Below are 26089 nucleotides of genomic sequence, written 5' to 3' on the forward strand. Positions count from 1 at the left end.
GTCACGCCGTCTCGGTGACGAGGCGTTCGACGGCGGACACGGCGGCGCCGATGGCCTCGGGGTCCTGGCCGCCGCCCTGGGCGACGTCCGGCTTGCCGCCGCCACCGCCGCCGAGGGTCTTGGCCGCGGTGCGGACCAGGTCACCGGCCTTGAGACCGCGCTCGCGGGCGGCCTCGTTGGTGGCGATGACGGTCAGCGGGCGGCCGTTGGCGGTGGTGAACAGGGCCACGACGACCGGCCGGCCGCCCTGGATGCGGCCGCGGACGTCGAGGACGAGCTTGCGCAGGTCGTCGGCCGACGTGCCGTCGGGGACCTGGCCGGTAACCAGGGCGACGCCGCGTACGTCCTTGGCGGACTCGGCCAGTCCGGCGGCGGCCTGGAGGACCTTCTCCGCGCGGAACTTCTCGATCTCCTTCTCGGCGTCCTTCAGCTTGCCGAGCATTCCGGCGATCTTCTCCGGGAGCTCCTCGGGACGGCCCTTGACCAGCTCCTGGAGCTGGGCGACGACCGTGTGCTCCTTGGCGAGGAAGTTGTACGCGTCGACGCCGACGAGGGCCTCGATACGCCGCACACCGGAACCGATGGACGACTCGCCGAGCAGCTTCACCAGACCCAGCTGGGCGGTGTTGTGAACGTGCGTACCGCCGCAGAGCTCCTTGGAGAAGTCGCCGATGGTGACGACCCGGACCCGCTCCCCGTACTTCTCGCCGAACTCGGCGATGGCGCCCTGCTTCTTGGCCTCGTCGATCGACATGACCTCGGCCTGGACGTCGAGTTCACGCGAGAGCACGTCGTTGATCTTCTGCTCGACGTCGGTCATGACCGAGCCGGGGACGGCGTTCGGCGAGCCGAAGTCGAAGCGGAAGCGGCCGGGCTGGTTCTCGGAACCGGCCTGGGCGGCCGTCGGGCCGAGTGCGTCGCGCAGAGCCTGGTGCGTGAGGTGCGTGGCGGAGTGGGCGCGGGCGATGGCGCGGCGGCGCTTCACGTCGATCGAGGCGAGGACCGGAGCGCCGACGGTGACCTCGCCGACCTGGACGACACCCTTGTGGACGTGGACGCCGGGGACCGGCTTCTGGACGTCGCGGACCTCGATGACGGCGCCGGTGTCGAGCCTGATCCGGCCCTGGTCGGCGATCTGGCCGCCGCCCTCGGCGTAGAACGGGGTGCGGTCGAGGACGACCTCGACCTCGTCGCCCTCGGACGCGGCCGGGGAGGACACACCGTCGACGAGGAGCCCGACGATGGTCGACTCCCCCTCGGTGGCGGTGTAGCCGGTGAAGTCGGTGGCGCCGGAGTTGTCGGCGACCTCGCGGTAGGCGGACAGGTCGGCGTGACCGGTCTTCTTGGCGCGGGCGTCAGCCTTGGCGCGCTCCCGCTGCTCCTTCATCAGGCGGCGGAAGCCGTCCTCGTCCACCGAGAGGCCCTGTTCCGCGGCCATCTCCAGGGTGAGGTCGATCGGGAAGCCCCAGGTGTCGTGGAGCAGGAACGCCTTGTCACCGGCGAGGACCTTGCCGCCGGCGGCCTTGGTCTCGGTGACGGCGGTGTCGAGGATGTTGGTGCCGCCCTTGAGCGCCTTGAGGAAGGCGGCCTCCTCGGCGAGGGCGACGGTCTCGATGCGCTTCCGGTCGGTGATCAGCTCCGGGTACTGCTGCCCCATCGTCTCGACCACGACATCGACCAGGTCCTTGACGACCGGCCCGGTGGCACCCAGCAGCCGCATGTTGCGGATGGCCCGGCGCATGATCCGGCGCAGCACGTAGCCGCGGCCCTCGTTGCCCGGCGTGACGCCGTCGCCGATGAGCATCACGGAGGTACGGATGTGGTCGGCGACCACGCGGAGCGAGACGTCCGAACCGTGGTCGGCGCCGTACCGGACGCCGGTCAGCTCGGTGGCCCGGTCCATGACGACGCGCAGGGTGTCGGTCTCGTACATGTTCTGTACGCCCTGCAGGATCATGGCGAGGCGTTCCAGGCCCAGACCCGTGTCGATGTTCTTCGACGGCAGGTCGCCGAGGATCGGGAAGTCCTCCTTGCCGTCACCGGCGCCCCGCTCGTACTGCATGAAGACCAGGTTCCAGATCTCCACGTACCGCTCGTCGTTGACGGCCGGGCCGCCCTCGACACCGAACTCGGGGCCGCGGTCGTAGTTGATCTCGGAGCAGGGGCCGCAGGGGCCGGGGACGCCCATGGACCAAAAGTTGTCCTTCTTGCCCAGCCGCTGGATGCGCTCGGCCGGCACACCGATCTTGTCGCGCCAGATGGCCTCGGCCTCGTCGTCGTCGAGGTAGACCGTGATCCACAGCCGCTCGGGGTCGAGACCGAAGCCGCCGTCCGCCACGGAGCTCGTCAGAGCCTCCCAGGCGTAGGAGATGGCGCCTTCCTTGAAGTAGTCGCCGAAGGAGAAGTTGCCGCACATCTGGAAGAACGTGCCGTGCCTGGTGGTCTTGCCGACCTCTTCGATGTCCGGCGTACGGACACACTTCTGCACGCTGGTGACGCGCGGGGCGGGCGGCTTGACCTCGCCGAGGAAGTACGGCTTGAAGGGGACCATGCCCGCGGGGACCAGCAGCAGAGTCGGGTCGTCCGCGATGAGCGACGCCGAAGGGACGACGGTGTGACCGCGCTCCTCGAAGAAGCTCAGCCAGCGGCGACGAATTTCAGCCGACTCCATCAGTGGTCCTCATTCCGGTTGTACGACGTGTAGGGGAGCTTGCGGTACTTGGTGGCCCCGAGAGACCTGTCGGGTCCGACGGGCTCGGACGCCTCGACGACGAAGTGCGGCCGGACCGGGAGGTCCTGGTCGACCGGCGCCTCCAGGCCCAGCGCCTCGCCCAGTTCGGCTTCGCGCCGGGCCATCGACTCGCGGACGTCCAGGGCGAAGTCCTTGAGCTTGTGCCCCGTCTCGATCGCCTTGTCCGCGGCCTGCGCCGCCAGGCTCTCGGGGGTCAGCTGCTTGAGCTTCCGGTTGACCTTGGCGGTGGCCCACACACCGGCGGCGGCACCGGCGGTGAACCAGAACGTACGGCGGAACATGGCTGTGTCAGTCCTTCGATCCGCGGGAGTTTCTACTGCTGCGCTTCCTGCCGCGCGCGGACGGCACGGTGCGGCCGACGAGCACCGATCGGCGGGCGGGTTCCGGTTCGGGGGCGGCCTTGCGGCCGATGGCCCGCCGCACCCCGTAGCCGAACGCGGCGACCTTGACGAGCGGGCCGCCGAAGGTCGAGGCGACGGTGGTGGAGAGCGCGGAGGCGTTCGAGGTGACTTCCTGGACGTCCGTCGCGATCGCGTCGACCTTGTCGAGCTGGGTCTGCGCGGAACGCACGGTCGCGGAGGCGTCGGCAAGCAACGGGACCGCCTGCTCGGTCACGTCCGCCACCAGCTTGGTGGTCGCCCTGAGCGTCTGGGCCAGCCTCACCAGCACGACGGCGAGGAACGAAACCAGGATCGCCCAGAAGACGGCCACCAGGATCCCGGCCACCTCTCCACCGGACACAGTGCACCGCTCTCTAGCTTGTCGCTGTCTCTGTACTGTCTCTGCTCGGTCCGGCGACGGCCGTCACAACAGCCGATCGTCGTCCCCCGAGCCTATCGCGCCGGTGGTCTCACCCCGTACCGCATTACCGGCGGCGAGTGCGGCCGTTGCCATAAGGAGATTGTACGGAGAGCTTCCTTGCCAGTACTCTGCGTGTTTCATGCGACGCCCCCAGCGCCCCTTTCCGTCCCCCCACGATCCGAGCGCCCCCACTGCGCCCGGAAACCTCCCGGCGGAACTGAACAGATTCGTGGGACGCGAGAACGAACTCGTCCGTCTCGCTCAGCTCCTGGACGAGTCCAGGCTCGTCACCATGGTCGGAGTGGGCGGCGTGGGCAAGACCCGCTGCGCCGCCAGGATCGCCGCACTTCTGGAGAAACGGTACTGCGATGGCGTCCGGATGGCCGAGCTCTCCGACATCCACGACCCCGAGCTGCTGGAACACGCCCTGGTCGACGCCCTGGGACTCACCGATCACACCAGCAGACCGGCCCGCACGACCCTCATCGAGCATCTGGCGGACCGTCGGCTCCTCCTGGTGATCGACGGCTTCGAACACCTCGTGGACGCCTGCGCCGAGCTGGTACGGGAAATGCTGCGCCGGGCCCCGCACCTGCGGGTGCTGGCCGCCGGACGGCTGCCGCTGGAGCTGGATGGGGAACTCACCTTCCCGCTCGCGCCGATGACGGACGAGGACGCGATGCAGCTCTTCGCCGAGCGGGCCGCGGCCGTGCAGCCGGATTTCCGGCTGACCGACGACAACCGCTCGACCACCCGGGAGCTGTGCCGCCGCCTGGACGGGATCCCGCTGGCGCTGGAACTGGCCGCCGGACGGCTGCGCGCCCTGTCCACCGTCCAGGTGCTGCAGCGTCTGGACGACCGCTTCCGGCTGCTGACCGGTTCGAGCCGCAGCGCACTGGCGCGCCACCAGACACTCCGTACGGCCATCGGCTGGAGCCATGAACTCTGTGCTCCGGAGCAGCGGCTGCTCTGGGCGCGGCTCTCGGTGTTCGCCGGGCAGTTCGACCTGGAGGCCGTCGAGTACATCTGCAGCGGCGCCGATCTGCCGGCCGAGTCGGTCCTCGATGTGCTCTCCGGGCTGCTGGCGCAGTCCGTCGTCCTGCGCGAGGACTCGGCACTCGGCACCCGCTACCGGATGCTGGACACGGTGCGGGAGTACGGCGCCGAATGGCTGGCGGCCACCGACGACACGGAACGGCTGCGGCGCCGTCACCGGGACTGGTACCTGGGGCTCGCGACCTGGTGCGAGCTCGACTGGTTCAGCCCCCGGCAGGGCGAGGTGGCTGCCCGGGCCGAGAGCGAGCTGCCGAATCTGCGGCGGGCGATCGAGTGTTCGCTGGAGAGTCCGGGCGAGGCCCATCTCGCGCAGTATCTGGCGGGCACCCTGTGGTTCCTCTGGGTGGGCTGCGGGCGGCTCTCGGAGGGCCGGCACTGGCTGGAACATGTACTGGAGGAGAACACCCCGTACGACTCCTCGCGGCTGAAGGCGTTGTGGGTGCTCGGGTACGTGGCCGTGCTGCAGGGCGACCCGATCGGCGCGGTCTCGGCGCTGCAGGAGTGCCGGGACGAAGCGGACCGGGCCGACGATTCCACGGCGCTCGCTTACGCGGTGCACCGGATGGGGTGCCTGGCCCTCGTCACGGACGACATGGCCAGGGCCCAGGAGCTGCTGGATGACGCGCTGCGCCGCTACCGGGAGCTCGGCGAGCTGAACAGCAATGTGCTGATGGCCCAGATCGAGCTCGCGATGGCGGTCGGATTCCACGGGGATCTGGACGGGGCCGCCGCCATCTGCGAAGAGGTCAGGGAGATCTGCGAGGACCACGGGGAGCGGTGGGCCCTGTCGTACGCGCTGTATGTGCTGGCCTTCGCGGCGCTGCAGCGCGGCTGGCCGGAGCGGGCCCGGGAACTGCTCGGGGAGTCGCTGGCGATCAGCCACACCTTCCACGACCTGCTCGGCTCGGTGCTCGCCCTGGAACTGCTGGCGCTGGTCACGGCCATCGAGGGCGATGCGGCGGAGGCGGCGGTGCTCCAGGGGGCCGCCGACCGGATCTGGCCGTCGGTGGGACTGCCCCTGTTCGGATCGGCGCACTACGGGCAGCCCCGGGTCCGCTGCGAGGAGCTGGCCCGCCGGGAGCTGGGCGACAGCCGCTACGAAGCAGGGCTGCACGCGGGCGGACAGCTGGATGCCGACGCGGCGGTGGCCAGGGCTCTGGCGAGCGGCCCCGCGGACCGCCGGGAGACCCCGGGGCGGCTGCCCGGAACACTGCCGGGTCCCAGGAAAACGCTCAGGCCCGCCGCCTCCCGTACATCCGGGAGGGGCGGGCCTGAGCGCTGGTGAGAGCGACTACGCCTGGATCAGCGGGCGTAGTACTCGACGACGAGCTGCTCGTCGCAGATCACGGGGATTTCCTTGCGGTTCGGGTCCCGGTCAAGGCGGAAGGCCAGGGCCTTCAGGTTCACCTGCAGGTAGCGCGGGGTCTCACCGTCGGTGTCGTAACCACCCTCGCGGGCAACCTGGAAGGGGTGCTTGTCGCGGCTGCGCTCGCGGACCATCACGATGTCGTCAGGACGGACACGGAACGACGGCTTGTCGACCTTGCCACCGTTGACCTCGATGTGGCCGTGGACGACCATCTGGCGGGCCTGGTAGATCGTCTTGGCGATACCCGAACGCAGGACCAGCGCGTCGAGGCGGCGCTCGAGCTCGACGACGAGCGCCTCGCCCGTCTTGCCCTCGGCCTTCTTGGCGCGGTCGTAGGCGCGCGCCATCTGGCGCTCGCTGATGTCGTACTGGGCGCGCAGACGCTGCTTCTCCAGCAGACGGACCTTGTAGTCCGAGTTCTGCTTGCGGCCACGGCCGTGCTCGCCCGGCGGGTAGGGGCGGGCCTCGAAGTACTTGACGGCCTTCGGCGTCAGCGCGATGCCGAGCGCGCGGCTCTTCTTGACCTTGGGACGCGACTGGTTAGGCACGTTCTCCAGACCTCCGTTGTAGGTTAGGTTAGGCTCACCTTACTTGAGGAGATCGCATGTCTCGCCCGGGGAACACCAGTCACATCACGGACAGCACTGACAGCGTCGACACCCCTCAGGGTGCCAATACGACGGAGGACCGATCAGATCGTGGTCAGCCGCGTCCCGGCGGGCTTGAAAACACTCGGATGCCGTCAGCAGCCGAGCGCACACGAACTCTCGTACAGAGTACCTGCTCGGCGGTACTGCTCGTCCCCGGGCTGAACACGGCCGCCCCGGATCAGCTGATGCCGCTGACCAGAAGCGTGGGTCCCGACGGGGATCTGTTCCTCGAACTCCCCGCTGATTCCCCGGCCGTACGGGCCGCCACGCACGCCGAGGACGACGAGCTGACCGCTGTGCTGGAGATCACGGACGTCGCCCCGGTCTCCGTCCCGCACCGCATCCGCGGCCGCACGTGGGTCTCGGGCCGGCTCACCACCGTACCCGGCATGTCGGGGCCCGGCCGGATGACGCTCCGGCTGGAGACGGGCGAGGCGTACGTCGACGATCTGTGGGGCGCCGAGGAGGTCGAGCCGGAGGAATTCCGGGACGCGGCACCCGATCCGCTGATCGAGTACGAGGCGGAGCTGCTGCAGCATCTGCACGCGGCGCACGGCGAGCAGCTGGCGACGCTGTGCGGGCTGCTGGGTGGACGGGCGGACGGGCGCTGCCCGGACCACCAGCCTTCCGTGGTGCCGCTCGCGCTGGACCGGCACGGGCTGCGGCTACGGCTGTGCGAGGACCAGGGACGGTGCTACGACGCCCGCTTCGAATTCCCCGCTCCGGTGCGGGACGTCACCGAACTGCGCCATGCGATGCACACGCTCTTCGAGGCGGCGGCGCTCTGAGCAGCGGCGCGGCCGCGTCGCGGCCTCAGCCCGCGGACGGGCCGGCCCCGTCGCCGGCCGTGCGGCCGAGCCGCTCGCGGACCCGCTCCACCACATCCGCGTAGCGCGCCTCCGCGCCGTAGCGCGTGGGCCGGTAGTAGTGCTTGTCGCGGACCGCGTCCGGTGCGTACTGCTGGGCGGCGATTCCGCCGGGGACGTCGTGCGGATACACGTAGCCCTGGGCGTGGCCCAGCTTGGCGGCGCCCTTGTAGTGACCGTCGCGCAGATGGGCCGGGACGGGGCCCGCGAGGCCGTTGCGTACGTCCTCCTGGGCGGCGGAGATCGCCAGCGTCGCCGCGTTGGACTTGGGGGCGAGGGCCAGGGCGATCGTGGCATGGCTCAGGATGAGCGCCGCCTCCGGGAAGCCGATCATGGCGACCGCCTGGGCGGCCGCAACGGCGGTGGGCAGCGCCGTGGGGTCGGCGAGGCCGATGTCCTCGCTGGCCGAGATCATCAGCCGTCGGCCGATGAACCGGGGGTCCTCCCCCGCCTCGATCATCCGGGCCAGGTAGTGCAGCGCGGCGTCCACGTCGGAGCCGCGGATCGACTTGATGAGCGCGCTCGCCACGTCGTAGTGCTGGTCGCCGTCCCGGTCGTACTTGACGGCCGCGCGGTCGACGGTCTCCTCCAGGGTCAGGAGGCTGATCTCCTTCTCCTGTTTGGACAGCGCGGCACCGGCCGCGGCCTCCAGCGCCGTCAGCGCCCGGCGGGCGTCGCCGCCCGCGATCCGCAGCAGATGTGCCTCGGCCTCCTCCGGCAGCGTCACCGCGCCGCCGAGCCCGCGCTCGTCGGCCAGGGCACGCCTGAGCAGTCCGCGCAGATCGTCGTCGGTGAGCGATTCCAGGGTGAGCAGCAGCGAGCGGGACAGCAACGGCGAGATGATCGAGAAATACGGATTCTCGGTGGTCGCCGCGATCAGCGTCACCCAGCGGTTCTCCACGGCCGGCAGCAGGGAGTCCTGCTGCGCCTTGGAGAAGCGGTGGATCTCGTCGAGGAAGAGGACGGTCTCCTTGCCGTAGCCGCCGGTGGCACGGCGGGCGCCCTCGATGACGGCGCGCACCTCCTTGACGCCCGCGGTGATCGCGGAGAGCTCGACGAAGCGCTTGTTGGTGGCCTTGCTGACCACGTATGCCAGAGTCGTCTTCCCGATGCCGGGCGGGCCCCAGAGGATCACCGACGACGGGCCCGCCGGCCCGCCGTTCCCCTCGCCCACAAGGCGGCGCAGCGGCGAGCCCGGCTTGAGCAGATGCTGCTGGCCGACGACCTCGTCGAGGGTGCGGGGGCGCATCCGGACAGCCAGTGGGCTGCTGGACGGGTCCTTCTCCTGGCGGTCTTCGGCGGCTGCGGTAAAGAGGTCGGGCTCCACGTTTTGAAGCCTATGCCACGGCACTGACATCCCTGCCGGGCCGGTCGCCCGGAGGGACAGGAGGGCCGGTCAGCTGGTCCAGAAGTCCCACCAGCGGGTCAGGATCAGCATGCCGATGATGCCGACCCACAGGACCGGCGGCACCCAGTGGAACTCCGTCAGACCGTTGCGCAGCCAGTTCGGCGCGGGAATGATCCGGTGCTTGATGTTGTGCGTGGTGACGTAGCAGAACATGAAGATCGTGGCGACCCAGGCCAGGCAGCACCAGAGGCAGAGCGAGTTGATGTCGTAGAGCGACTGGTACTGGAGCCAGGTGCAGAAGCCGACACCGAACAGCGTGCCGGCGTTCATCCCGAGCCAGTACCAGCTGCGGAAGCGGGCGCCCGCGAGCAGCGCCAGCCCGATGCCGATGATCACGGGGTAGGTGGCCATGCCGAGCATCGGGTTCGGGAAGCCGAAGGCGGCCGCCTGATCGCTCTTCATGATGTTGCCGCACGCGACAACCGGGTTGAGGCTGCAGCCCGGTGTGAAGTCGGGGTCCTCCAGCAACTTGAACTTGTCGATCGTGATGACCCAGGCGGCGAGGAGTCCGGCAGCGCCCGTGATCACCAGCAGCAGTGCGAGCGCCCGACTGCCGCCGATGGTCCTTTTCCCGCCGTCCTCGTCCTGTTCGGAGGAGGGATGGTCAACCGCTGCAGTCGTCATATCGCCGTTCCATCAGTGAGTGGCCTGCTGGGCACGGTCATTGTGCCGTACCACGACACTGGTCTTCTGTTCGATGGACATAAAGGTGTACCCAAGGGTCTGTGCACGGCCGGCTTGGAACTCAAGGGTCCGCGAGAAGCTCTGCACCATGACTGAACTCGCGGTGGAGGTACTCGGCCTGAGGAAACGCTACGGCGAACTGACCGCGGTCGACGGCCTGGACCTGGGGATCCGGCGGGGCGAGGTGTTCGGGATCCTCGGGCCGAACGGGGCCGGGAAGAGCACGACCGTGGAAATCCTGCAGGGTCGTCGCAGCCGTGACGAAGGGACCGTGTCGGTGCTCGGCGTCGACCCGGCCCGCGCCGACCGCCGCTGGCGCTCCCGGGTCGGCATCGTCTGGCAGGATGAATCCGCACCCGCCGAGTTGACGGTTCGCGAGACGGTGGCGCATTTCGCCCGCTACTACCCGAGGCCGCACGACTGCGAGGACGTCATCGCGCTCGTGGGTCTGGAGCAGAAGGCCGGCGCCCGTATCAAGGAGCTCTCCGGCGGCCAGCGGCGCCGTCTCGATGTGGCGCTCGGCGTGATCGGCTCCCCCGAACTTCTGCTGCTGGACGAGCCGACCACCGGCATGCCCGCGGCGAGCGCGATCAGCAGTGTGCCGAGGTCCGGGCGGAGTGCGACCTCGGTGGTCGTCCTGCCCTTCCCTGCAGTTCATCTCCGGTGTCTACATATCGGTCGACGCGCTGCCCGGCTGGATGCTGAACCTCGGGGCGCTGTTCCCGCTGAAGTGGATGTGCCAGGGCTTCCGCGGCGTGTTCCTGCCCGAGTCGGCAGCCGTCGTCGAGCAGGCCGGAAGCTGGGAGTACGGGAAGGTCGCGCTGGTCCTCGGCGCCTGGTGCGTCGGCGGTCTGGTGCTGTGCCTGCTGACCTTCCGGTGGAAGGACCGGCGCGACGGCTGACCGGGAGGTGCACGGCCCCGGGCGGCCGACGGGCCGGGCGTGACTTCGGGGTGGCCGACGGGAGAATCCCGTCGGCCACCCCGACGACGCCTCAGGCCAGGCGCTCGCGGACCGCCTCGGCCACGTCGGACAGGGGCACGGCCGTCTGCTCGCCGGACTCCATGTCCTTGAGCTGGACGACGCCCTCGGCCAGGTCCCGCTCGCCCGCGACGATCGTGAAGCGGGCTCCCGACCGGTTCGCGCTCTTCATCGCACCCTTGAGGCCCCGGTTCCCGTACGCGAAGTCCGCCGCCACACCCTCGCGACGCAGCTGCGTGACGACGCCGAAGAGCACCCGGCGGGCCTCCTCGCCGAGCGGCACCGCGAAGACGCTGGTGGACGCGGGCAGTTCGAGCTCGATGCCCTCCGCCTCCAGCGCGAGCACCGTACGGTCGACGCCGAGCGCCCAGCCGACCGACGGGAGCGCCGGTCCGCCGATCATCTCGGACAGACCGTCGTAACGGCCGCCGCCGCCCACCGCGGACTGCGAGCCGAGCCCGTCGTGGACGAACTCGAAGGTGGTACGGGTGTAGTAGTCGAGGCCGCGGACGAGCTTCTCGTCGTCCTCGTACACCACGCCTGCCGCCGAGAGCAGGTCGCGCACCTCCTCGTGGTACGCCTTGCAGGCGTCGCAGAGGTAGTCGCGCAGCACCGGGGCGCCGACCAGCTGCTTCTGCACCTCGGGCCGCTTGTCGTCGAGGACCCGGAGCGGGTTGATCTCGATGCGGCGGCGGGTCTCCTCGTCCAGGTCGAGCTCGCGCAGGAAGCCCTGGAGCGCGTCCCGGTAGACGGGGCGGCACTCCTTGTCGCCCAGCGAGTTGAGCAGGATGCGGAAGTTCCGCAGACCGAGCGCGCGGTACGCCTGGTCGGCCAGGATGATCAGCTCGGCGTCCAGCGCCGGGTCCTCGGCACCGATCGCCTCGGCACCGACCTGCGAGAAGTGCCGGTAGCGGCCCTTCTGCGGGCGCTCGTAGCGGTAGTACGAGCCGGAGTACCAGAGCTTCACGGGCAGGTTGCCGAGCTTGTGGAGGTTGGCCTCCAGCGCGGCTCGGAGCACGGAGGCGGTGCCCTCGGGGCGCAGGGCCAGCTGGGAGCCGCCCTTGGTGGTGAGGGTGTACATCTCCTTGGTCACGATGTCGGTGGACTCACCGACACCGCGGGAGAAGAGCGCGACGTCCTCGAAGCCGGGTGTCTCGATGTAGCCGTAGCCGGAGTTCTTCAGGGGTGCGGCGATCGCCTCGCGCACCGCCAGATACTTGGCGGATTCGGGCGGGGTCAGGTCGTACGTGCCCTTGGGGGCCTTGAAAGTGCTCACGGGATTTCTCTCGTCACATTCCTCGTCGGGGCGCGTCCATGCCGTTCAGGAACGGGTTCGAGGCGCGCTCGCGGCCGATGGTCGTCTGGGGTCCGTGACCGGACAGCACCACGGTCGAGTCGTCGAGCGGCAGGCACACGCGGGCCAGCGACTCGAGCAGCTCGGCGTGGTCGCCGCCGGGCAGGTCGGTGCGTCCGACGGAGCCGGCGAAGAGCAGGTCTCCCGAGAAGAGGATCTGCGGAACATCCGCGGCCTCGGGCATCCTGAACGTCACCGACCCCTTGGTATGGCCGGGCGCATGCGCGACACCGAACTCCAGACCGGCCAGCTTCAGCCGGGCGCCGTCGCTCAGCTCCTTGACGTCGTCCGGCTCCCCGATCGTCAGCTCGCCCATGAGCGGCATCCCGATGGAGCGGCCGAGGGCCTTCTCCGGGTCGCTCATCATGTACCGGTCCTCCGGGTGGATCCAGGCGGGAACGTCGTGCGCGCCGCACACCGGGACGACCGAGGCGACATGGTCGATGTGGCCGTGTGTCAGTACGACGGCGACGGGCTTCAGCCGATGCTTCTTCAGCGCTTCCTCGACTCCGGCCGCGGCCTGGTGGCCCGGGTCGATGATCACGCACTCCTCGCCTGCGGCCGGGGCGACCAGATAACAGTTGGTCCCCCAGGCCCCTGCGGGGAACCCGGCAATGAGCACGATCGTCCTTAATGGTCGTCCGACGGCGGATTGCGACTGAGAAGGTCGCGGCAGTTCAGAGCCTACCGGCGCTCCTCATTCCACAGCTAACCCATATACGGTACGGGGCAGCCAAGGCCCCATCACACGACCTACAAGGAGATCACCCGGTGGTCAGCAGCGATCAGCGGCGGCGGCAGCTCGCCCGGGAGAAGTTCGAGCGGCAGCAGCAGCGCCGGGAGGAGGCCCGTCGCAGGACGAGGCGGCTGACGGTCGTCATCGCGTCCGCGGTGGCCGTGGTGGCGGTCATAGGTGCGGGCTCGTACCTCGCCCTCGGCGGCGACGACGACAAGAAGGACAAGGCGGATGCCGCCGCGAGTTCGAGCCCGTCGGCCGACGCGTCGCCGTCGCCGAGCGAGAGCAAGGCGCCCGAGCCCGCGATGAAGATCGACAAGAAGGCCGAGTACGCGATGTCGCTCAAGACGAGCCAGGGCGACATCGCGTTCACGATGGACGCGGCGAAGACCCCGCACACCACGAACTCCTTCAAGTCGCTGGCCGACAAGGGCTTCTTCGACGGGACCAAGTGCCACCGGCTGACCACGCAGGGCATCTTCGTCCTGCAGTGCGGCGACCCCAAGGGCGACGGCACGGGCGGCCCCGGCTACACGATCCCGGACGAGAACCTGACGGGGCTGGGCAAGGCCGGCGCGGACGGCATGGTGACCTACCCGGCGGGCACGGTGGCGATGGCCAACGCCGGCCCCCAGACCGGCGGCAGCCAGTTCTTCCTGGTGTACAAGGACAGCAAGCTTCCGCCCAACTACACCCCGTTCGGCACGATGGACGACGCCTCGCTGAAGGCCGTCAAGGACATCGGTGCGGCGGGCGCGGAGGGCGGCGCCCCCGACGGTGCGCCGAAGAAGGCCGTGAAGATCTCGAGGGCCGCCGTCGACAAGTCGTGACCGGCTCGGGGCGGCCGGACCGGGCCGGTCGGTGACGACGGGCGCGGGACGGATTTTTTTCGGCCGCGCTGAGTGCGGACAGCCGGGCGGCCGGTCGCCTAGATTGGCGTTGTGCAGGGCGGGCGCTGCCCGCCCCAGGAAACTGTGGACGATGCCAGGGGGGCGAACCCCCTCGCGGGCATCAGGTGGAGGAGGCGCTGTGAGCAGCGACCCGTGGGGCCGTGTCGATGAGACCGGCACCGTGTACGTGCGGACAGCCGACGGCGAGCAGGTCGTCGGATCGTGGCAGGCGGGTTCCCCCGAGGAGGCTCTGGCCTACTTCGAGCGCAAGTACGAGGGCATTGTGGTCGAGATCGGCCTCCTCGAACGGCGGGTGAAGACCACCGATCTGTCGGCGAAGGACGCGACGACCGCCATCGAGCATCTGCGTCTGCAGGTGGACGAGCATCACGCCGTCGGTGACCTCGACGCGCTGCGCAAGCGGCTCGACGCGCTCGTCTCGACGGTCGACTCGCGGCGCGAGGAGCGCAAGGCCCAGAAGGCGAAGCAGACCGACGAGGCGAAGCACGCCAAGGAGGCTCTGGTCGCCGAGGCCGAGGAGCTGGCGCAGAGCGAGCAGTGGCGCTCCGCGGGCGAGCGGCTCCGTGCGCTCGTCGACACGTGGAAGGGCCTGCCGCGGCTCGACCGCAAGTCCGACGACGAGCTGTGGCACCGCTTCTCGCATGCCCGCTCGGCGTTCTCCAAGCGCCGCAAGGCCCACTTCGCATCGCTGGACGCCCAGCGCGAGGAGGCCCGCAAGGCCAAGGAGAAGCTGGTCGTCGAGGCGGAGTCGCTCTCCGGCTCCACCGACTGGGGGGCCACCGCCGCCCGCTACCGCGACCTGATGACGGAGTGGAAGGCGGCGGGCCGCGCCCAGCGCGAGGCCGAGGACGATCTGTGGAACCGCTTCCGCGGTGCTCAGGACGTCTTCTTCGCCGCCCGCAGCGGGGTCTTCGCCGAGCGGGACGCGGAGCAGGGCGAGAACCTCAAGCTCAAGGAGGAGCTCGCGGTCGAGGCCGAGAAGCTGGTGCCGGTGAAGGACCTGAAGGCGGCCAGGGCCGCGTTCCGGGCCATCAACGAGCGCTGGGAGGCCATCGGCCACGTACCGCGTGACGCCCGCCCGAAGGTCGAGGGGCGGATGCACGCGGTGGAGCGGGCGCTCCAGGAGGCCGAGGAGTCGGAGTGGCGGCGGACGAACCCGGAGGCGCGTGCGCGCGCCGCGGGTCTGACCGGTCAGCTGCAGGCGGCCGTGGACAAGCTGCGTACGCAGATCGACACGGCCCGCGCCTCGGGCAACAACGCCCGGGCCGACAAGCTGGCCAGGGAGCTCGAGGGCCGGCAGGCACTGCTGGACCAGGCACTCAAGGGCCTGGAGGAGTTCGGTGGCTGACGCCTCCTGACTCCGCCTGAGGGGCTTCCCCGCGTTCGCGCAGGGAAGCCCCTCTCGCGTGCCCGGCCGTATGAAGCGCTTACCGGTCTCTCCGTGGTGTCGTCACAGTGCGACTGCCGCACGGCATGGCCCCGGCGCCGACCGGCTGTGCGCAGTCGGCAGCGAAGAGTCGTGACGACTGCCGGAACCGGGCAGTGATCCGCGGCCGGGACAGGAGCGATGATCTGCGCACCGGCGCGCTTCGTGCGGCTGCCGGATCCGCCGAGATCACCACGTCCTTGAGGCAGGTCCACAGATGAGACTGACCCTCGCCGCCCTGACCGTCGCGGCCACCGCTCTGGCCCCGGCGCTTCTGCTGACCGGCCCGGCCTTCGCCGTCGGGGAGGCTTCCCCGTCCGCCGCCGTGTCCACGGCACCGGCGGCCGACGGCTCCGGCACACCGGTGGGTGAGATGTCCGACGACGACCTCCGGGTCGCGATCCTGCGCATCCTGGTGGACGAGGACAGCGGCAAGAGGGTCGTCCGGGAGGCCAACGAAGCCCTGGACAACGGCACCACGGAAGCCATGCGGTACTTCCTGGAGACCGGCTATCCCCTGGCCCAGGCCGAGGACGACCAGGTCGCCCTCTTCCGTATCCTCGGCGACCCGGACTCGGGCAAGCGGGTCACCAAGGAAGTCAACCAGCTCCTCGACAGCGGCACCCCGCAGGACGTACGGCAGTGGCTGGAGACCGGCTACCGCCTCGCCCAGGCCGAGGACGACCGCGTCGCCCTCTTCCGCATCCTGGCCCGCCCGGACATCAGCGAGGCGATGCGCGCGGCGGTCGGCGAGGCGATCGACGGCACGCCGGAGGAGATGCGGTACTTCCTGGAGTACGGCCAGTACGAGATCGACGCGTAGCCGGGCACCGTCCGCCGGCGGCGGAGGGCCGGAGCCTCGCCGCCGACGGGTGCCGGGCCGTTCTACGGCCTGCGGGCCGAGGTCACCCGGTAGACGTCGTAGACGCCCTCCACGCCCCGCACCGCCTTCAGTACGTGGCCGAGGTGCTTCGGGTCGCCCATCTCGAAGGTGAAGCGTGAGGTGGCGACCCGGTCCCGGGAGGTCTGGACGGCCGCCGACAGGATGTTGACGTGCTGGTCGGACAGGACACGGGTGACGTCCGAGAGCAGCCGGGACCGGTCGAGGGCCTCGACCTGGATGGCGACCAGGAAGACCGAGGACTGGGTCGGCGCCCACTCGACCTCCAGGATCCGTTCCGGCTGCTGCGACAGCGAGTCGACGTTGACGCAGTCGGCACGGTGCACGGAGACGCCGCTGCCCCGGGTGACGAAGCCGATGATCGGGTCGCCGGGGACGGGCGTGCAACAACGGGCCAGTTTGACCCAGACGTCCTCGACGCCCTTGACGACCACGCCCGGATCGGCGTTGGAGCGGCGCTTGCCGCGGCTGCGCGAGGGTGGCGAGCTCTCGGCGATGTCCTCGTTGGCGGCGTCCTCGCCGCCGAGCGCCTGGACCAGCTTCTGTACGACACCGGCGGCCGCGACATGTCCCTCGCCGATCGCCGCGTACAGCGACGAGATGTCGGGGTAGCGCATCTCGTGGGCGAGGGTGACCAGGGAGTCGCCGGTCAGGATGCGCTGGATCGGCAGGTTCTGCTTGCGCATGGCACGCGCGATGGCGTCCTTGCCCTGCTCGATCGCCTCGTCGCGGCGCTCCTTGGAGAACCAGGCACGGATCTTGTTGCGGGCGCGGGGCGACTTGACGAAGCCCAGCCAGTCCCGGGAGGGTCCGGCGCCGGCCGCCTTGGAGGTGAAGACCTCCACCAGGTCGCCGTTGTCGAGCGTCGATTCGAGCGGCACGAGCCGCCCGTTGACCCGTGCTCCTATGGTCCGGTGGCCGACCTCCGTGTGCACCGCGTACGCGAAGTCGACCGGGGTCGCACCCGCGGGCAGCGCTATGACGTCGCCCTTGGGCGTGAAGACGAAGACCTCGTTGCGGGAGAGGTCGAAGCGCAGCGACTCCAGGAACTCGCTGGGGTCCTCGGTCTCCTTCTGCCAGTCCAGGAGCTGGCGCAGCCACGCCATGTCGTTGACGGTGTCCTGGCTCCGGCCGCCGCCCGTGTTCTTGGGGACGTCGGTGCGGACCTTGGAGGCGCCGGCGACTGCCTCCTGCTTGTACTTCCAGTGCGCGGCGATGCCGTACTCCGCGCGGCGGTGCATGTCGAAGGTGCGGATCTGCAGCTCGACGGGCTTGCCGCTGGGGCCGATCACCGTGGTGTGCAGCGACTGGTACATGTTGAACTTGGGCATCGCGATGTAGTCCTTGAACCGGCCGGGGACCGGATTCCATCGCGCGTGGACGGTGCCGAGCGCCGCGTAGCAGTCGCGGACGGTGTCGACGAGGACGCGGATGCCCACCAGGTCGTAGATCTCGGCGAAGTCCCTGCCCCGCACGATCATCTTCTGGTAGACGCTGTAGTAGTGCTTCGGCCGCCCCGTGACGGTGGCCTTGATCCGGGCGGCGCGCAGGTCGGCCTGGACCTCGTCGGTCACTATGGCGAGGTATTCGTCGCGCTTGGGGGCCCGCTCGGCGACCAGACGCACGATCTCGTCGTACATCTTGGGGTAGAGGATCGCGAAGGCGAGGTCCTCCAGCTCCCACTTGATGGTGTTCATGCCCAGGCGGTGCGCCAGCGGGGCATAGATCTCAAGGGTCTCGCGGGCCTTCTTCTCCTGCTTCTCCCGCTTGAGGTAGCGCATGGTGCGCATGTTGTGCAGCCGGTCGGCGAGCTTGATGACGAGGACCCGGGGGTCCTTGGCCATGGCGACGACCATCTTGCGTACGGTCTCGGCCTGGGCGGCCTCGCCGAACTTGACCTTGTCCAGCTTGGTGACGCCGTCGACGAGCAGGGCGACCTGGTCGCCGAAGTCGCGGCGCAGGGTGTCCAGGCCGTACTCGGTGTCCTCGACCGTGTCGTGCAGCAGTCCGGCCATCAGCGTCGCCGGGTCCATGCCCAGCTCGGCGAGGATCGTCGTGACGGCGAGCGGATGCGTGATGTACGGGTCGCCGCTCTTGCGCTTCTGGCCGCGGTGCCAGCGCTCGGCGACCTGGTAGGCACGCTCGATCTGGCGCAGCGTGGCCGTCTCGATCTTGGGGTCGTTGCTGCGGACGATGCGCAGCAGCGGTTCGAGCACCGGGTTGTACGGACTGGAGCGCTGCACGCCGAGGCGGGCCAGCCTGGCCCTCACCCGGTTGGACGAGCCGCCGGAGCGGGTCGTGGCGGCAGTCGGCGGCACCGGCCTGGTCGCGGGCTTCGCGGGGGGCTTCGGGGCGGACGCGGCCGGGGGGACGGGTGCGACCGGCTGTGCGGGGGAAGCGGGCGCGGCCCCGAGCGCCGGGGTGCTCGCCCGGTCCGGGCCCGAACCGGGCTCGGGGGCGGGAGGCTTCGGCTTGTCCGCGGGCTGCTTCTTCCCGGGCGTGGCTGAGGCCGCCGCGGGCTTGTCGGGCTGCGGGGCGGCGACTGGCTGGGCCTCGTCTGGCAAGAGCGCTCCTCGTGCGGATCCGGGTACCCGGAGAGGCCATCGTATCCACCCTGCGGCCGGTCCTCCCCCGGGGACCATGGAGACTCCTGACAACGCGGGACGGGCACCCGGTTGTTCCCGGGCGCCCGTCCTGGTCTCACGATCCGTTGCCGCGTACGGCCGGTGCTGCTCAGACCGTGATCAGAACCTCCAGCGGCGCGCCGCGCAGGCCCTGCTCCAGCCGGGCACGCCCGGGGAGGAAACCGAGCTCCATGAGGACCGCGACACCGGCGACCTCGGCACCGGCCCGCCGGATCAGCTCCAGCGAGGCCTCGGCGGTGCCGCCCGTGGCGAGGATGTCGTCGATGACCATGATCCGGTCGTCGGCGGACAGGTCCTCCGCGTGGATCTCGATCTCGGCGGTGCCGTACTCCAGCTCGTACGCCTGGCTGAGCGTGGCTCCGGGCAGCTTCCCCGCCTTGCGGACGGGTACGAAGCCGAGCCCGGCCCGGACCGCGACCGGGGCGGCCAGGATGAAGCCGCGTGCCTCCAGGCCGACGACCTTCGTGGCGCCGTGCCGTACGCACAGCTCCGCGAGGGTGTCGGTGAGGGCCGCGAACGCCGTCGGGTCCGCGAGCAGCGGGGTGATGTCCTTGAACAGCACACCCGGCTTCGGGTAGTCCGGGACGTCGCGGATCCGGCTGAGCAGGAGGTCGCGGGTGCTCTCGGTGGTGCTGGTCATCGACGCTTCCCCGGGGTCCGGCCGTGGCCCCTGGGGGGCTGCTGGCGCTGGCCGATGACCGCGGTGGCGGGTGCGGCGTCCCGCGGGAAGTCGTCGTCCGACGGCTCGTCCTCGGCGGACTCGCCCTTGGCGGCGGCTGCCGCCCGCTTGGCGAGGATCCGCTTCTTCAGGGCCTTCATCTGCGGGTCGCGTTCCTTGAGGTCGGCGACGAGCGGGGTGGCGATGAAGATCGAGGAGTACGCACCGGCGGCGAGGCCGACGAAGAGCGCCAGGGAGATGTCGTTCAGCATGCCGGCGCCGAGGACACCGCCACCGATGAACAGCAGACCGGCGACCGGCAGCAGGGCCACGACGGTGGTGTTGATGGAGCGGACCAGCGTGCCGTTGATGGAGCGGTTGGCGATCTCGCTGTACGTCCACCGGGTCTGCTTGGTGATCCCCTGCGTGCCCTCCTTGAGGCTGTCGAAGACGACGACCGTGTCGTAGAGGGAGTAACCGAGGATGGTCAGCAGACCGATCACGGTGCCCGGGGTGACCTCGAAGCCGACCAGGGCGTAGACACCGACCGTGATGGTGATGTCGTGGATCAGCGCGACCAGGGCCGCGATGGCCATGCGCCACTCGAAGGCGATGGCCAGGTAGATCACGACGAGGACCATGAAGATACCGAGGCCGGTCCAGGCCTTGTTGGCGATCTGCTCACCCCAGCTGGGGCCGACCAGGTCGGCGGCGATCTTCTCCGCCGGGACGCTGAGGTCCTTGGAGAGCTTGTCCTTGATCTCGTCGGACTTCGCGGTGTCGACCTCGGTGATCTGGATGCGCAGACCGCCGTTGCCGAGCTTCTGGACGATCGCCTGGTGGCCGGACGCCTCCGTGGCCAGGTCCTCGGCCTGGGCGACGGTGACGCTCGTCTTCGGGGTGGTGAAGACCGCGCCGCCCTTGAACTCGATGCCCATGTTCAGGCCGCTGACCGCCAGGCCGACGATGGCCGTGATGGTGATCAGGATCGAGACCCCGTACCAGATCTTGCGCTTGCCGATGAAGTCGTAGCCGACCTCGCCTCGGTAGAGACGGGCGCCGAGAGTGCCGAGTCGCGACATCTCACGCCTCCTTCGGGTCAGTGGGGGCGTTGACACGGCGCGAGCGGCGCAGCGGCGGCTTGGCGCCGAGCCGCTTCGGGTCCAGGCCGGACCACGGGTGACCGCTGGCGAAGAACTTCGTACGGGCCATCAGCGTCATGACGGGCTTGGTGAAGAGGAACACCACGACCACGTCGAGCAGGGTGGTGAGACCCAGCGTGAACGCGAAGCCCTGGACCTTTCCGACGGTGACGACGAAGAGCACCGCGGCGGCGAGGAACGACACGAAGTCGGAGACCAGGATGGTGCGCCGGGCGCGCGGCCAGGCCCGCTCGACGGCCGGGCGGAGCGTGCGGCCGTCGCGGATCTCGTCGCGGACTCTCTCGAAGTACACGATGAAGGAGTCCGCGGTGATACCGATGGCCACGATGGCGCCACAGACCGCCGGCAGGTTCAGCGCGAAGCCGATGGCCGGGCCGAGCAGCGACATGATCGTGTAGGTCAGGATGCCGGAGACCAAGAGGCTCAGGAGCGCGATGAGCGCGAGGCCCCGGTAGTAGGCCACCAGGTAGATGACCACGAGGGCCAGACCGATGGCACCGGCGATCAGACCCGCCTGGAGCTGCTCGCCGCCGAGCGCGGCGGTGACGGTGGTGACGCTCGCCTCTTTGAAGGAAAGCGGGAGCGCACCGTAGGAGAGCACGTTGGCCAGGTCCTCGGCGGACTGCTGAGTGAAGCTGCCGGAGATCTCGGCGCTGCCGCTGAGCGTGGTGTTCACCTGGGGCGCGGAGACGACTTCGCCGTCCAGGGCGATGGCGAACTGGTTCTGCGGGGACGGCTGCGCGGAGAGCTTCTTGGTGATCGTCTGGAACTGCTTGGAGCCCTGCTTGGTGAACTCCATGTTGACGATCCACATGCCGCGCTGCTGGTCGAAGCCGGCCTTGGCGTTGTCGACCTCGGTGCCGGACACCTCGGACGGGCCGAGGACGTACTTCGCGTCACCCTCGGAGCTGCATGCGACGACCGTGTCAGTGGGCTTGGCGCCCCGTGCGGCCTCGGCGCGGGAAGCCTTGCTGGAGCAGTCGAGCGCCGCGAACTGCTTCTGCAGCTTGGCCGCGGCGGCCTCGTCGGCGGCGGATGCCGACGGCGTGGTGTCGGCCTTCGGCGTGGTGCTCGCCTTGGGGGTCGGCGTGGAGTCGGCCTTGAGGGCGCCGGTGACCGCGCGGCCCTGGGTGGTGGCGCTCGCGCTCGGCTTCGCCGACGTCTTCCCCTTGTCGGCGGTGGGGGCGCTGGGGCTGCCGGACGGGGTGGGCTTGCCGGACGGCGAGGCGCTGGGCATCGGAGTGGGCGTGCCCTGGGCGACGGTCAGCACCGGCCGGAAGTAGAGCTTGGCCGTGGTGCCGACCTGCTCCCGGGCCTGGGCGGAGTTCGTGCCCTTGGGGATATTGACGATGATGTTGCGATCGCCCTGTGTCTGGACCTCGGCCTCGGAGACACCAAGACCATTGACACGGCGTTCCATGATCTGGACCGCCGTGTCCATGTTGGTCTTGTTGACCGCCGATTCCTGGCCCGGCTCGCTCTTCGCCTCGAGCGTGATCGAGGTGCCACCCGCCAGGTCGATGCCCAGCCGTGGGGTCGGCTGATCGGCCAGGAACATCCCGCCGGTGAGCGCGACCATGGCGATCAGGATCAGAGCCAGGGAACGCCCCGGCCTGCCCTGACCGCCGGCCGGCCCTCGGCTCTTCTTCGGTGCTGCCACCTTCTCGTTTCTCCCTGTCCAACCGCCCCGCGCCGGGTACGCGCCCGAGCGGCCACGAAGTGTAGTGGGGACCCGCCCCGCAGAAGATCGCACGTTCCGGGGAATGCCGGATGCCGGTGGGCTCACGGCATCCCCGGGCGTGGGTTACTTCGCGTCGGCCTCGCCGTCGTCCTTGCCCTCGGACTTCTTGGCGGACTCGGCGTCCTTCGGCTCGGCGTCCTCGGCCTTCTTGCCCAGGTCGATCCGGGCGTCGTCCGAGACGTCCTCGTCGGCGTCGGCCTCGGTCAGCGAGGAGGCGTCGTCCGGGACGACCGTGCCGTCGAGGTCGAGGCCGGTCTCGTCGTCGCCGTGGACGATGCGGTTGTACTCCGCGTCGTCGAGGACGGCGCCGATGGCGTTCTTGGCGTAGATGGCGTGGACGCCGGGCGCGATCTCAAGGAGAACCGTGTCGTCGTGCAGCTCCTTGACGGTGGCGTACATGCCCCCGATCGTCCGGACGCCGGTGCCGGGCTGCATCTCGTTGCGCATCTGGGCGGCGGCCGCCTGCTTCTTCTTGGCGGACCGCGTCATCAGGAACATGGCCCCGATGAGCACGATGAAGGGGAGGAGAGTCACGGGATTCACGGGACGAGTTTCCTTCGCACGACCGCGTTGGAAGGCGGCCTGTATCTACGGGGGTGGGTACACCGACCTTTAAGGGCGGCATCGGCGGAGTCTAAGCGAGTCCGCATCGATGGAACAACGCCCAACGCCGCCCTGTGGTTCCTGCCCCGGTCAACCTGTGACACATCACGCCCCGAACAGGCCCTGTTGTCCCTTTCCGCCTTGCTGCGGAGGTACGAGACCCAGGTGGGCCCAGGCCGCGGGGGTCGCGACCCGCCCCCGCGGGGTCCTGGCCAGCAGCCCTTCCCGGACCAGGAAGGGCTCCGCGACCTCCTCGACGGTCTCGCGCTCCTCCCCCACGGCGACCGCGAGGGTGGACAGCCCCACGGGGCCGCCGCCGAAGAGCTTCAGCAGGGCGCCGAGCACCGCGCGGTCGAGCCGGTCGAGGCCGCGGGCGTCGACCTCGTACACCCCGAGGGCCGCCGCGGCGACCGGGCGGTCGATCCGTCCGTCGGCCTTGACCTGGGCGTAGTCCCGGACGCGGCGCAGCAGCCGGTTGGAGATACGGGGGGTGCCTCGGGAGCGGCCGGCGATCTCGGCGGCGCCGTCCGCGTCTATCTCCACGTCGAGGAGGCGGGCGGAGCGGTGGATGACGCGTTCCAGCTCGGTGGGGGCGTAGAACTCCATGTGGCCGGTGAAGCCGAAGCGGTCGCGCAGCGGCGGCGGCAGCAGTCCGGCCCTGGTGGTCGCGCCGACCAGGGTGAAGGGCGGCAGTTCCAGCGGGATGGCGGTGGCGCCGGGGCCCTTGCCGACGATGACGTCGACCCGGAAGTCCTCCATCGCCATGTAGAGCATCTCCTCGGCCGGCCGCGACATGCGGTGGATCTCGTCGAGGAAGAGGACCTCGCCCTCCTGGAGGGAGGAGAGGATCGCGGCAAGATCACCCGCATGCTGGATGGCGGGACCGGAGGTGATCCGGATCGGCGCGCCCATCTCGGCCGCGATGATCATGGAGAGGGTGGTCTTGCCGAGGCCGGGGGCGCCGGAGAGCAGGACGTGGTCGGCGGTGGCGCCGCGGGCCCGGGCCGCCTTGAGGACCAGGTCGAGCTGTTCGCGCACCTTCTCCTGGCCGACGAACTCGTCGAGGTCCTTCGGCCGCAGCGCCGCTTCGACCGCGGTGTCCTCACCGTCCGCGTCTGCCTGGACGAGGCGCTCGTCGAGCCGCTCGTCGGTGTCGGGTCCGGTCTCGTCCCAGTTCATTCAGTCTGTCCCGCCTCGGGTGTTTCGGTGCCGTGCGGTGCCCGGCCCGGCGTCGGGGGTGTCCCCGGGGTGTCGCGCTCCGGTCAGCGCGCGCGGTTGAGGGTCTGGAGTGCGGCACGCAGCAGCTGCGGCACGGGCGCCTGCCCGCCCTCCGCGATGGCCGCCTCGGCCTGGGGGGCGACGGCGGTGACCGCCTCGTCGGCCTCGCGGGTGGCGTAGCCGAGGCCGATCAGGGCGGCCTGCAGCTGATCGCGCCAGGAGGTGGTGACGGCGGTGCCGATGCCCTGGCGGCCGATGTGGGCGCCGACGGGCTCGCCGAGTCTGTCCTTCAGTTCGAGGAGGAGTTTCTGCGCGCCCTTCTTGCCGATGCCGGAGACAGCGGTGAGCGCCTTCTCGTCACCCATGGCGACCGCGGTACGCAGGGCGTCCGGGCTGTGGGTGGCGAGCATGGCCTGGGCGAGCCGGGGCCCGACCCCGCTGGCGGTCTGGAGCAGCTCGAAGACCTGCCGCTCGTCGTCGTCGGCGAAGCCGTAGAGGGTGAGCGAGTCCTCCCGTACGACGAGGGAGGTGGCGAGCCTGGCCTCCTTGCCGATCCGGAGGCCGGCGAGGGTGTTCGGCGTGCACTGGACGGCCATGCCGATGCCGCCGACCTCGATCACGGCCGTGGTCGGGGCGAGTGCGGCCACGGGGCCGCTGACGAAGGCGATCATCGGGGGACCTTCCGGACGGGAACTGCGGGTGTACGGGGAACCCGCGGGGTGCGGGCCGCGGCGGCTGCCGCGTGCGCCTGCTGGAGGCGGTTGACGGCGGGGGCGCGCCAGATGTGGCAGATGGCGAGGGCGAGGGCGTCGGCCGCGTCGGCCGGTTTCGGCGGGGCGTCGAGCCGCAGCAGCCGGGTGACCATCGCACCGATCTGTGCCTTGTCGGCGCGGCCGCTGCCCGTGACCGCCGCCTTGACCTCGCTGGGGGTGTGCAGGGCGACGGGGATGCCGCGGCGCGACGCGCAGAGCATGGCGACGGCACTGGCCTGGGCGGTGCCCATGACCGTACGGACGTTGTGCTGGCTGAACACCCGCTCCACGGCGACGAATTCGGGCCGGTGCTCGTCGAGCCATTCCTCGATGCCGCGCTCGATGGCGACCAGCCGGTGACCGAGCTCCGCAACGGCCGGGGTGCGGACGACGCCGACGCCGAGCATCGTCAAGGGGCGGCCGGCGACGCCTTCGACGACGCCGACACCGCACCGGGTCAGCCCCGGGTCCACGCCCAGCACCCGCATGGGACGCCCCTTCCGTACCTATCGGTCAACTGTTCCCGCAGGCTATCGGCTCGCACTGACAATGCGACGGGCCGACGGGGTGTGTCCCCGTCGGCCCGTCCGTGAAGGCTGTGCTGAGCGCGGCTCAGGCGTCGACCTTCTCCATGACCTCGTCCGAGACGTCGAAGTTGGCGAAGACGTTCTGCACGTCGTCGCTGTCCTCCAGCGCGTCGATCAGCTTGAAGATCTTGCGCGCGCCTTCCTCGTCCAGCTCGACCTGCATGGTGGGCAGGAAGTTGGCCTCGGCGGAGTCGTAGTCGATGCCGGCCTCCTGGAGCGCGGTGCGGACCGCGACCATGTCGGTGGCCTCGCTGACGACCTCGTACGTGTCACCGAGGTCGTTGACCTCCTCGGCGCCCGCGTCGAGCACGGCACCCAGGACGTCGTCCTCGGTCAGCTCGCCCTTGGGGACGATGACGACGCCCTTGCGGTTGAAGAGGTACGAGACCGAACCCGGGTCGGCCATCGAACCCCCGTTGCGGGTCATCGCGACACGCACGTCGGACGCGGCACGGTTGCGGTTGTCGGTGAGGCACTCGATGAGCACCGCGACACCGTTCGGGCCGTAACCCTCGTACATGATCGTCTGGTAGTCGACGCCGCCCGCTTCGAGACCGCCACCGCGCTTGACCGCGGAGTCGATGTTCTTGTTCGGAACGGAGCTTTTCTTCGCCTTCTGGATCGCGTCCACGAGGGTGGGGTTTCCCTCGGGGTCCACACCGCCGGTGCGGGCCGCGACCTCGATGTTCTTGATCAGCTTCGCGAAGAGCTTGCCGCGCTTGGCATCAATCACGGCCTTCTTGTGCTTCGTCGTAGCCCATTTAGAGTGGCCGGACATCTGCCTTCTCCTTCGCGTCACCAAAAACGATTCGAACCCGAGAGATCCTA

The 26089-nt window shown here is 70.0% G+C and carries 22 protein-coding genes and 2 pseudogenes; 7 read left to right on the forward strand and 17 right to left on the reverse strand.

Annotated features, from left to right (window positions below):
* Position 1 precedes the first annotated feature (1 nt).
* Genes alaS through OG978_RS08095 form a run of 3 tightly spaced genes read right to left on the reverse strand, consistent with a single transcriptional unit; the run spans position 2 to position 3478 of the window.
* Positions 2-2671, reverse strand: a complete 2670-nt coding sequence (gene alaS, locus OG978_RS08085; RefSeq protein WP_326764540.1) for an alanine--tRNA ligase — start codon at positions 2669-2671, stop codon at positions 2-4.
* Positions 2671-3033, reverse strand: a complete 363-nt coding sequence (locus OG978_RS08090) for a DUF6167 family protein (RefSeq protein ID WP_326764541.1) — start codon at positions 3031-3033, stop codon at positions 2671-2673. The genes alaS and OG978_RS08090 overlap by 1 nt, the downstream gene beginning before the upstream one ends.
* A gap of 7 nt (positions 3034-3040) precedes the next feature.
* On the reverse strand, positions 3041-3478 hold the full coding sequence (locus OG978_RS08095; RefSeq protein WP_326764542.1) for a DUF948 domain-containing protein: 438 nt from the start codon (positions 3476-3478) through the stop codon (positions 3041-3043).
* A 214-nt stretch (positions 3479-3692) separates the two neighbouring features.
* Here OG978_RS08095 and OG978_RS08100 point away from each other — a divergent pair, with 214 nt between their 5' ends.
* Positions 3693-5894, forward strand: a complete 2202-nt coding sequence (locus OG978_RS08100; RefSeq protein ID WP_326764543.1) for an ATP-binding protein — start codon at positions 3693-3695, stop codon at positions 5892-5894.
* A 17-nt stretch (positions 5895-5911) separates the two neighbouring features.
* On the opposite strand, the gene rpsD is transcribed toward OG978_RS08100, so the two are convergent.
* Positions 5912-6526: a 30S ribosomal protein S4 gene (rpsD, locus tag OG978_RS08105; protein ID WP_018103888.1), complete on the reverse strand. Its 615-nt coding sequence runs from the start codon at positions 6524-6526 to the stop codon at positions 5912-5914.
* A 188-nt stretch (positions 6527-6714) separates the two neighbouring features.
* Between rpsD and OG978_RS08110 the strand changes: the two genes are divergently transcribed.
* Positions 6715-7416: a DUF2470 domain-containing protein gene (locus OG978_RS08110; protein ID WP_326764544.1), complete on the forward strand. Its 702-nt coding sequence runs from the start codon at positions 6715-6717 to the stop codon at positions 7414-7416.
* Between the two features lie 25 nt (positions 7417-7441).
* On the opposite strand, the gene OG978_RS08115 is transcribed toward OG978_RS08110, so the two are convergent.
* Positions 7442-8821 carry a replication-associated recombination protein A gene (locus OG978_RS08115; protein ID WP_326764545.1) on the reverse strand — a complete coding sequence of 460 codons (1380 nt, stop codon included), beginning with the start codon at positions 8819-8821 and terminating at the stop codon, positions 7442-7444.
* 69 nt (positions 8822-8890) lie between these two features.
* The gene (locus OG978_RS08120; RefSeq protein WP_326764546.1) at positions 8891-9526 is read right to left on the reverse strand and encodes a vitamin K epoxide reductase family protein; all 636 of its coding nucleotides are present in this window, start codon (positions 9524-9526) and stop codon (positions 8891-8893) included.
* A 148-nt stretch (positions 9527-9674) separates the two neighbouring features.
* Between OG978_RS08120 and OG978_RS08125 the strand changes: the two are divergent.
* Together OG978_RS08125 and OG978_RS08130 are read left to right on the forward strand one after the other, a co-directional pair.
* Positions 9675-10169, forward strand: a pseudogene (locus tag OG978_RS08125) (ABC transporter ATP-binding protein); the annotation flags it as partial.
* 3 nt (positions 10170-10172) lie between these two features.
* Positions 10173-10488: pseudogene (locus tag OG978_RS08130) on the forward strand (ABC transporter permease); the annotation flags it as partial.
* A gap of 91 nt (positions 10489-10579) precedes the next feature.
* On the opposite strand, the gene hisS reads toward OG978_RS08130, so the two are convergent.
* Both hisS and OG978_RS08140 read right to left on the reverse strand, forming a co-directional pair.
* Positions 10580-11842 carry a histidine--tRNA ligase gene (hisS, locus tag OG978_RS08135; protein ID WP_326764547.1) on the reverse strand — a complete coding sequence of 421 codons (1263 nt, stop codon included), beginning with the start codon at positions 11840-11842 and terminating at the stop codon, positions 10580-10582.
* 13 nt (positions 11843-11855) lie between these two features.
* The gene (locus OG978_RS08140) at positions 11856-12542 is read right to left on the reverse strand and encodes an MBL fold metallo-hydrolase (RefSeq protein WP_326764548.1); all 687 of its coding nucleotides are present in this window, start codon (positions 12540-12542) and stop codon (positions 11856-11858) included.
* A gap of 149 nt (positions 12543-12691) precedes the next feature.
* Here OG978_RS08140 and OG978_RS08145 point away from each other — a divergent pair, with 149 nt between their 5' ends.
* The 3 genes from OG978_RS08145 (at position 12692) to OG978_RS08155 (ending at position 15816) form a co-directional block, all read left to right on the forward strand.
* A complete protein-coding gene (locus OG978_RS08145; protein ID WP_326764549.1) occupies positions 12692-13486 on the forward strand; it encodes a peptidylprolyl isomerase in 795 nt (264 codons plus the stop codon).
* A gap of 199 nt (positions 13487-13685) precedes the next feature.
* Positions 13686-14915: a DUF349 domain-containing protein gene (locus OG978_RS08150; RefSeq protein WP_326764550.1), complete on the forward strand. Its 1230-nt coding sequence runs from the start codon at positions 13686-13688 to the stop codon at positions 14913-14915.
* 295 nt (positions 14916-15210) lie between these two features.
* A complete protein-coding gene (locus OG978_RS08155) occupies positions 15211-15816 on the forward strand; it encodes an ALF repeat-containing protein (RefSeq protein WP_326764551.1) in 606 nt (201 codons plus the stop codon).
* A gap of 62 nt (positions 15817-15878) precedes the next feature.
* On the opposite strand, the gene OG978_RS08160 is transcribed toward OG978_RS08155, so the two are convergent.
* The 9 genes from OG978_RS08160 to OG978_RS08200 form a co-directional block, all read right to left on the reverse strand.
* Positions 15879-18458 (reverse strand): RelA/SpoT family protein, encoded by a 2580-nt coding sequence (locus OG978_RS08160; protein WP_326764552.1) that lies wholly within the window; start codon positions 18456-18458, stop codon positions 15879-15881.
* Between the two features lie 169 nt (positions 18459-18627).
* Positions 18628-19179, reverse strand: coding sequence for an adenine phosphoribosyltransferase (locus OG978_RS08165; RefSeq protein ID WP_326764553.1), 552 nt, complete (start codon positions 19177-19179; stop codon positions 18628-18630).
* Positions 19176-20279, reverse strand: a complete 1104-nt coding sequence (secF, locus tag OG978_RS08170; protein ID WP_326764554.1) for a protein translocase subunit SecF — start codon at positions 20277-20279, stop codon at positions 19176-19178. Before secF ends, OG978_RS08165 begins: the two co-directional genes overlap by 4 nt.
* Before the next feature lies 1 nt (position 20280).
* The gene (gene secD, locus OG978_RS08175; RefSeq protein WP_326764555.1) at positions 20281-22020 is read right to left on the reverse strand and encodes a protein translocase subunit SecD; all 1740 of its coding nucleotides are present in this window, start codon (positions 22018-22020) and stop codon (positions 20281-20283) included.
* Positions 22021-22164: 144 nt separating this feature from the next.
* Entirely contained in the window at positions 22165-22644 is a 480-nt protein-coding gene (gene yajC, locus OG978_RS08180; RefSeq protein ID WP_326764556.1) for a preprotein translocase subunit YajC, read from the reverse strand.
* A 165-nt stretch (positions 22645-22809) separates the two neighbouring features.
* Entirely contained in the window at positions 22810-23883 is a 1074-nt protein-coding gene (ruvB, locus tag OG978_RS08185; RefSeq protein WP_326764557.1) for a Holliday junction branch migration DNA helicase RuvB, read from the reverse strand.
* An 83-nt stretch (positions 23884-23966) separates the two neighbouring features.
* On the reverse strand, positions 23967-24593 hold the full coding sequence (ruvA, locus tag OG978_RS08190) for a Holliday junction branch migration protein RuvA (RefSeq protein WP_326764558.1): 627 nt from the start codon (positions 24591-24593) through the stop codon (positions 23967-23969).
* On the reverse strand, positions 24590-25162 hold the full coding sequence (gene ruvC, locus OG978_RS08195; protein WP_326764559.1) for a crossover junction endodeoxyribonuclease RuvC: 573 nt from the start codon (positions 25160-25162) through the stop codon (positions 24590-24592). The genes ruvA and ruvC overlap by 4 nt, the downstream gene beginning before the upstream one ends.
* A 124-nt stretch (positions 25163-25286) precedes the next feature.
* Positions 25287-26039: a YebC/PmpR family DNA-binding transcriptional regulator gene (locus OG978_RS08200; RefSeq protein WP_072484508.1), complete on the reverse strand. Its 753-nt coding sequence runs from the start codon at positions 26037-26039 to the stop codon at positions 25287-25289.
* Between the last annotated feature and the right edge of the window lie 50 nt (positions 26040-26089).

The organism is Streptomyces sp. NBC_01591, from assembly GCF_035918155.1.
Taxonomy (GTDB): domain Bacteria; phylum Actinomycetota; class Actinomycetes; order Streptomycetales; family Streptomycetaceae; genus Streptomyces.

What these genes read in the sequence shown, in the direction of transcription:
- alaS (WP_326764540.1), bottom strand. Translation starts at nt 2,671, where the DNA reads ATGGAGTCGGCTGAAATTCGTCGCCGCTGGCTGAGCTTCTTCGAGGAG.
- OG978_RS08090 (WP_326764541.1), bottom strand. Translation starts at nt 3,033, where the DNA reads ATGTTCCGCCGTACGTTCTGGTTCACCGCCGGTGCCGCCGCCGGTGTG.
- OG978_RS08100 (WP_326764543.1), top strand. Translation starts at nt 3,693, where the DNA reads ATGCGACGCCCCCAGCGCCCCTTTCCGTCCCCCCACGATCCGAGCGCC.
- OG978_RS08110 (WP_326764544.1), top strand. Translation starts at nt 6,715, where the DNA reads ATGCCGTCAGCAGCCGAGCGCACACGAACTCTCGTACAGAGTACCTGC.
- OG978_RS08120 (WP_326764546.1), bottom strand. Translation starts at nt 9,526, where the DNA reads ATGACGACTGCAGCGGTTGACCATCCCTCCTCCGAACAGGACGAGGAC.
- OG978_RS08155 (WP_326764551.1), top strand. Translation starts at nt 15,211, where the DNA reads ATGAGACTGACCCTCGCCGCCCTGACCGTCGCGGCCACCGCTCTGGCC.
- OG978_RS08165 (WP_326764553.1), bottom strand. Translation starts at nt 19,179, where the DNA reads ATGACCAGCACCACCGAGAGCACCCGCGACCTCCTGCTCAGCCGGATC.
- secF (WP_326764554.1), bottom strand. Translation starts at nt 20,279, where the DNA reads ATGTCGCGACTCGGCACTCTCGGCGCCCGTCTCTACCGAGGCGAGGTC.
- ruvB (WP_326764557.1), bottom strand. Translation starts at nt 23,883, where the DNA reads ATGAACTGGGACGAGACCGGACCCGACACCGACGAGCGGCTCGACGAG.
- ruvA (WP_326764558.1), bottom strand. Translation starts at nt 24,593, where the DNA reads ATGATCGCCTTCGTCAGCGGCCCCGTGGCCGCACTCGCCCCGACCACG.
- ruvC (WP_326764559.1), bottom strand. Translation starts at nt 25,162, where the DNA reads ATGCGGGTGCTGGGCGTGGACCCGGGGCTGACCCGGTGCGGTGTCGGC.
- OG978_RS08200 (WP_072484508.1), bottom strand. Translation starts at nt 26,039, where the DNA reads ATGTCCGGCCACTCTAAATGGGCTACGACGAAGCACAAGAAGGCCGTG.